Genomic DNA, 2,691 nt, shown 5'->3' with positions numbered 1-2,691 from the left:
CAAACTCTCCAATAAAGTTAGTTTGTCTAGCATCTAAAAATAAAAATTGACGTTTCACGTTGTTTGTTTCGTTCAGTTTTCAAAGAACTACTCGGTCGCTCATTTGCGACTCCCTTATGTTAACATCTTCATGTTTCAATGTCAACTAAGTTTTTCATTTCGTTTGCCGCGTTCTGCGTTATTGCATCGGCGACTTGTTCTATATTACACCTCTATCCTACAATCGTCAACATGTTTTTATAAAAAACTTCATTTTTATATAAATCCTATTTACGTTATTAATTTATCTATTTATATACCTCTTCTATAAGAAGAGATAAGCAACCCATAAAACACTCTATGGGTTGCTATTCCATTATAAAAACTATTGTTCTTTTGAAGGTACCGAACAACTTTCATCCGTACAAGACATATCGCTCCCGCCCTCTGAAGAAAGCTCTTGTAACTTAGGTGCAGGATTCTCTTCTTCCCACACTTGCTGAAGTGCACCAACAAAAGTTTCAAGTGGTTGCGCACCTGAAATAGCATACTTTTGATTAATAATAAAATAAGGTACTCCTGAAATTTGATATTGCTGAGCAATCGCTTCATCAATTCTAACATCATTTGCATATGCACCTTTATCATTAATAACACGTAAAGCTTCTTGCTTATCTAAACCTGAAGCTTCAGCAATAGTAGCAAGCGTATCCACATCACTTAAATTTCTCGATTCAGTGAAATATGCAAAAAGTAGATTTTCCGTAATCTCTTTTTCTTTCCCTTGATCCTTTGCAAACTTCGCAAGACGATGCGCATCAAAAGTGTTCGTCGGCTTCATCTCATCAAAATTAAAACTTAACCCCATACTAGCTGCATGATTTCCTAGTTGTATATTATTACGCTTAGCTTCTTCAATACTAATCCCATACTTTGATGCAAGTACTTCATTAATACTTATTCCAGAATAGATTGGAGCATTTTGATCTAATTCAAAACTTTTAAACTCAACTTCAACATCTTTCTTATGTGGAAATTGCTCTAAAGCCATTTCTAATCTACGTTTTCCAATGTAGCAAAATGGGCATACAAAATCTGACCATACTTCAATTTTCATAGAAACACCTCATTAACATGTAGTTTTCAATTATTGTAGCACTGGCACTAAAGAATTCAAAAATTTATGCTTCATGCTTTATATACTACAAACTAAAATGAATTTATAAAGTGAAACTTTAATCAGCGGGGGTTTTCTTCATCCCCCACTGATTATTAGTTGAACCAATCGAACTTTTATGGGCAGCCCGACCCCCACCTAACTTCTTTACTTCCGCTGAATTTTGAGGTGGGGTCTTACCGCCCATTAAAGCGGGATAAATAGAAAAAACGATAATCAAAAGTATAAAACATTTCCTTCTGATTATCGTATACACAAATCTAACTATGCTGGAATATATCTCCCCACGAATTTCCATACAGTATTCCAATATTTATTTGAATCTATCTTCTCAGCTTCTCCATGTCCAGCACCTGGAACAATTAATTTCTCTTTTTCTACTTTTGCAGCATTATATACTTCATCTAACATTTCATAAGGAACGAACGTATCAGCATCCCCGTGAATAAATAGCATAGGTGTTTTACTTTTCGCTACTTGTTTTATAGCTGAAGCTTCTTCTAAATCATATCCGGCTCTTAATTTGGTAACTGTATTGGCCGCATTCATAACAGGAAACTTCGGCAAGTGGAATAGATCTTTTAGTTGATAAGTAAATTCATCAATAACAGTTGAGTATCCACAATCTTCAATAATAACTTTAACGTTAGAAGGTAACTCCTCACCTGAAGTCATCATTACAGTTGCCCCGCCCATTGAAACACCAAAGAGTGCTATTTCAGCATTAGGGTCTTTCTTTACAATTTGTTGAATCCAAATCAAAATATCTTTACGATCGTGCCAGCCCATCCCTATATAATCACCTTCACTATTTCCATGCCCACGAAGATCTGGCGCTATGACGTTATATCCTTGTTCATAAAAATTCCGGATATATTTCGTCATTTTCGATGCCCTACTATCATACCCATGAGCTACAATTGCCCATTTATGGCTAGATTGTTCATTCATATATTCATAACCTGTTAATTTCAACGTATCGAAAGAATTTATGTGTAGTGTATTAGGTTTATGATTTGAGACAAAACTCGCATCCTTTTCTTCATTTGTAGCGAACACACCTCCCGATGCATTCACAGTTTCTACTAAGTGAGGATTATCATCTAAAAACTCTTTCTCTTGTTTCGCATTCAACGCATAATTATAAAAATAATTCCCGACTAACATATAAGCAATTGCTAGAAGGACTAAAACTACTATAGTAATTACACCTATCTTTTTCATATTATCTCCTTTTTCAAAATTAAATCTTCTTATATTCAAGTATTTCAAAAAATATCTGCACTATTTTAACACACCGACAGATCACTTCTATAAAAATAAAATAGAAAATCTTAAACTACACATCGAAAATGATGAAAGAAAATGAATATGAGAAGATTAAACGAATAAGGGTTACTTACTTGAGGTTGATAAGAAGTTTAAAACACAAAAAAGACGAGTCATTCTGACTCGTCTTAAGCTTGCTTGGCGACGTCCTACTCTCACAGGGACAAGGTCCCAACTACCATCGGCGCTAGAGAGCTTAACTTCCG

The 2,691-nt window shown here is 34.7% G+C and carries 2 protein-coding genes; both read right to left on the bottom strand.

What is annotated here, in order from left to right; genetic code table 11:
* Window positions 1-364: 364 nt before the first annotated feature.
* Window positions 365-1,096 carry a DsbA family oxidoreductase gene (locus ACTFOB_RS26250; RefSeq protein WP_440030131.1) on the bottom strand — a complete coding sequence of 244 codons (732 nt, stop codon included), beginning with the start codon at window positions 1,094-1,096 and terminating at the stop codon, window positions 365-367.
* Window positions 1,097-1,420: 324 nt separating this feature from the next.
* On the bottom strand, window positions 1,421-2,380 hold the full coding sequence (locus tag ACTFOB_RS26245) for an alpha/beta hydrolase (protein ID WP_440030129.1): 960 nt from the start codon (window positions 2,378-2,380) through the stop codon (window positions 1,421-1,423).
* Window positions 2,381-2,691: the final 311 nt, after the last annotated feature.

The organism is Bacillus cereus group sp. MYBK79-1, assembly GCF_051915365.1.
Taxonomy (GTDB): Bacteria; Bacillota; Bacilli; order Bacillales; family Bacillaceae_G; genus Bacillus_A.
This window is presented reverse-complemented; position numbering and strand designations above follow the sequence as displayed.